This is a genomic window from Streptomyces sp. NRRL WC-3549 (assembly GCF_000721935.1).
In the GTDB taxonomy this organism is placed as follows: domain Bacteria; phylum Actinomycetota; class Actinomycetes; order Streptomycetales; family Streptomycetaceae; genus Streptomyces.
On the sequence record NZ_KL585405.1, the window covers coordinates 54,929 to 59,436 of the forward strand.

General features: G+C 78.0%; 2 protein-coding genes. One reads left to right on the top strand and one right to left on the bottom strand.

Annotation, left to right across the window (positions count from 1 at the left end; translation table 11 throughout):
* Window positions 1–2,750: FHA domain-containing protein (locus IH13_RS0118245; protein ID WP_031085752.1), on the bottom strand; the 2,750-nt coding region annotated here is incomplete at its 3' end.
* A gap of 434 nt (window positions 2,751–3,184) precedes the next feature.
* Here IH13_RS0118245 and IH13_RS0118250 point away from each other — a divergent pair.
* The coding region (locus IH13_RS0118250; protein ID WP_199814732.1) for a serine/threonine-protein kinase at window positions 3,185–4,508 on the top strand (1,324 nt) is incomplete at its 3' end.

Sequence of the window (4,508 nt, forward strand, 5' to 3'; positions counted from 1 at the left end):
GGCCGCAGCCGCAGGGTGCCGGTGGCGGGGGAGTCGAGGTCGCCGCGCGGGTCGCCGGTGCCGGGGCGCCGCCCCGGGAGCGCCTGCGACTCCTCGTACCGGGCGTGCCAGGCGGCGAAGTCCAGGCCGCCCAGCAGCTCCGAACGCCGCTTGAGCTCGGCGCCGAGTGCCTGGGCGAACTCCCGCATCCGTACCGGGTCCGAGGCGACCAGATGGGTGAAGACGTGTGGCAGTTCCGTGCAGGGGCGCAGACCGTCATTTCCTGAGCCGTCGATCAGGAGGATGCCGAGCCGGTCCGGGCGGGCCGCGGACGCCAGGGAGGCGGCGACGGCCCGCAGCAGCTCCGTCCGGCCGCTGCCCGCCGGTCCCTCGACCAGCAGGTGCGGTCCCTCGTCGGCCAGGTCCACGGTCAGGGGCCCCCGGGGCCCGGCCCCGAGTACGACCACGGGCCTGCCCGCGTAGGAGGCGCCCGGGGACGTGCCGCCCCGCCCCTCGCGCCGCTGTGCGGGCACGGACGGGGCGGCGGCGGGCGGATAGGACGAGAGGCCCGGTGCCGACCGGGTGGGCCCGCCGCTCCGGAACGGGGAGGGCCCGGGACCGGTGCGCACGGAGCCCGAGCCGGTCTCCCGGAGGGCCTCACCCCGTGCGTCCGTCCGGGGGGCCGTGCTCAGGGTGCGGCCGGAACCCGCCGTGTCCAGGTCCGCCGCCGTCGCCGCGGCGCGGACCGTCGCACCCGGCTGGTCCTCCGCCGTGGAGGCCCAGCGGGCCATCAGGGAGGCCGGGGTGGCCCGGGCCAGGCCCAGCTCGTCCAGCAGCCGGGCGGACGGAGGCAGCGCCGCCGCCACCGGCCGGCCCGCCAGGGCGCCGGAGCCCTCGTCGCGCAGGGGCGCGAGGGCGCGCCCGAACCGCTCGGCCCACGCCGCCGACACCGCGTCCACCGCCGCGACGGTGCCGTGCCCCGCCACCTGGCCGCCCGCCGTGCGCAGCAGCCGCAACGCGGTCGCCACGTCACCGCTCAGCATCGCGACCGCGCCGCACTCCCGGAAGGGGATCGAGGCCCGGCACGCGGTGTCGTAGGTCGCGTCGACCGGGGAGGTGGGCGAGGCGGCGGGGGTCTCCGCCAGGCACACGAGGTGGATACCGGCGGCCGCACCGGCCAGGGCCAGCCCGGCCGTGCTCTCGCGCAGGGCCGAGGAGCCGGGGTCGCCGTCCACGACCACCACCGTGAGGGGGCCCGTGTACGCCCGCGCCGCCTCGGCCACGGCGGACCGGTCGGCGCTCGCCCAGCCGGGGCCCAGCGGGCCCTCGTCCATGCGGCGCACCAGCTCCGTGGTCCGGGCGTCCGCCTGCTCCCGGTCGAAGGCCAGCAGGAGCCGGCAGTCCTGGCCGTGCAGCGGACGCAGATGGGGCAGCCAGCCGAGCCAGGACCACTCGCGGCGCCGTTCCTCGGCGGCGCGCGTGCGGTCCGTGCTGATCAGCACGATCTCCAGGTCGAACGGTGAGTGCAGGGCGGCGAGCTGCGCCACGGCCGACCGGGCCAGGCCGGACAGCCGGGGCCGCGGCCCCGCGAGCCCGAGCGACCCGGCCTCCCGCAGGCCCACGGTGACCGGCACGGCGGGCAGACCGGCCCGCTCGGCCGTCCCCAGGCGCACGACCAGCGCCTCCGGGTGCGCGGGGCCGCGCTCCCACAGCCGGGGGCCGGGGCCCAGGGCGGTGAGGAGTACGGCCGCCGGGTCCGGCCAGGTCCCGGCGGGCGCGGCGGGACGGACGGGCGCGGTGCCGTACGGGTCGGTGTCCTCGGGTGCCGCTCCCGGGTGCTGCCGGGCCGGCTCGGGCACCGGTTCGGCCCGGCCGCCGGTCAGCCGCCGCGCCCAGGCGCCTATGCCGCCGCGCCGGGGCGGCTCGTCGGGGGTGAGCGGGGTGCCGCGCCCGTGGGTGGTCTGCTGCTGCGGGGAAGCGTCCGCCGGGTACCGCGTCCCGCCGTGGCCGGCCGGTCCGCCGAACGTCCCGTACGGGGCCTGTCCGCCGGCAGCGGCGGGATGCGCGCCGCCGGATGCGCGGTCCCCGGTGCCCGCACCGGGACGGTCCGGGTCGCCGGCGTCCGTCCGGGCCACCCGGAGGTGGCCCTCGCCGTCGGGGGTCGTCGTCAGGGACGGCGTGCCCGGGCCGGCCGTGAGCCGGAGCGCCGACTCGCCCAGCCGCAGCAGGGCCCCCGGGGCGAGCCGGACCGGGCGGTCGTGGACCGGTGCCCCGTCCAGCGTCGTGCCGTTGGTGGAGTCGAGGTCGGCGACCGAGACCCGCCCGTCCTCGGAGACGGTCACCGCGCAGTGCAGCCGGGAGACGTCCGGGTCGTCGAGCGGGACGTCGGCCTCGGCGGAGCGGCCGATCCTGATCCGGCCGCCGTGCAGCAGGTGGACCCCGCCGGCGTCCGGTCCGGCGACCACGTGGAGCCGCGCGGGGACGGTGTCGTCCGCGCTCTCGTCCTCGCCGGGGGTCTGGAGCGAGAGCACCGCGCCGTCCACCAGCGGCGGCTCGCCGAGGGCGCAGCGCTGGGTGTCGAGGCGCTCGCGTCCGGCGTACAGCACCACCGCGCCGCCGCCCTGGGAGCCGTCCGGCCCGGCCGCGGCGGCGGCGAGGCCGGAGGCGACGGCGGCGAGCGCCGTCCCCGCCGGGGCGGTGACGAGCACGTCGCAGGCGCGCGCCGGGGTCTGGCCGCTGCGCGGCGCGAGGACGGTCAGCCGGATCTGCATCGCCGTCAGCGGTCCCTTCTGCGCGGGGTGCCCGGCAGGGGAACGGCCCTGTGATTCCCCCACCGGCACGGACGCGTCGTCCGGTACAGGTCGTCACGGAGGGCGAGGCTCCGCCTCACGGCTCCGTGCTGGAGGCATCCTCGCACCTGCCAGTGACAACACGCCCGGGGGTGACCGCTTAGTGATCATGAATGGCCGAGTGTGGGCGTAAAAGTGCCTGCTTGGTCCTCCCCCGGAGGCGTGGGCGCATGTGTTCGTCAACCGACCCTCCGGTGTCCGCGTCTTTCCCCGGACGGAGCGGACGCGTCCGCGGGGGGCCGCCCACCGGCTCGGGACGACCGGCCTGCGCCCTGTACGGCGGCATTAGAGTGGGCCGGAACATCCGGGCGGGCCGGGGGGCCGCCGAGCACAACGATCAGCAGGGAGCGCATGACGTGCGGCCGGTAGGCAGCAAGTACCTGCTCGAGGAGCCGCTCGGGCGCGGCGCCACGGGTACCGTCCGGCGGGCCCGCCAGCGGGAGACCGCCGGGGCCGAGGCGGCCGTCGCCGGCCAGCCCGGTGAGACCGTGGCGATCAAGGTGCTCAAGGAGGAGCTGGCCAACGACGCGGACATCGTGATGCGCTTCCTGCGTGAGCGTTCCGTGCTGCTGCGGCTCACCCACCCGAACATCGTGCGGACCCGGGACCTCGTCGTCGAGGGTGATCTGCTCGCCCTGGTGATGGACCTGATCGACGGCCCCGACCTGCACCGCTACCTGCGGGAGAACGGTCCGCTGACCCCGGTCGCCGCCGCCCTGCTCACCGCCCAGATCGCGGACGCGCTCGCCGCCAGCCACGCCGACGGCGTCGTCCACCGCGACCTGAAGCCCGCCAACGTGCTGCTCGACGAGCGCAACGGCGAGATGCACCCGATGCTCACCGACTTCGGCATCGCGCGGCTGGCCGACTCCCCGGGGCTGACCCGGACCCACGAGTTCGTCGGCACGCCCGCCTACGTGGCACCCGAGTCCGCGGAGGGCCGCCCGCAGACCTCCGCCGTGGACATCTACGGCGCGGGCATCCTGCTGTACGAACTGGTCACCGGACGCCCGCCGTTCGCCGGCGGCACCGCGCTGGAGGTACTGCACCGGCACCTCAGCGAGGAGCCCGGCAGGCCGAGCACGGTCCCCGAACCGCTCTGGACGGTCATGGAGCGCTGCCTGCGCAAGGACCCCGGCCAGCGGCCCAGCGCCGTGAACCTGGCCCGGGCGCTGCGTACCGTCGGCGCCGGCATCGGCGTGCACGCCAACTCCGAGCAGATCGCGGCCGCCGAGGGCGTGGGGGCGCTGCTCGCCCCCGACCCGGCGCCCGCCGCCGTCCCCGACACCCCGGGTGCGGCCGACCCGACCCAGGTGCTGCCGAGCAACGCGGGCTCGTACGACCCGGCGGCCCCGACCAGCGTCCTGCCGCAGGCCCCGGGCGGAGGCGCCCCGGGCGGAGGCGGGCACGCCGACCCGACCGCCGTCCTGCCCCCCGTGCCGCCGGGCCCCGACGGGCCTCCGCGGCCCGACGAGCCGCACCCCTGGCAGTCCCAGCTGCGGGCGGCCCGTGACCGCAACGAGCAGACCCAGGTCCAGTACCTCGACCCGAGCGAGGACCCGCTGCGCCGCCGTCCGCAGCGCCGGCAGCCGCCCCCGGAGGCCCAGCAGTACCAGCCGCAGCCTCCGCCGCAGCAGCACCGGCCGCAGCCGCAGCCGCAGCACGGCCGGCAGTACCCGC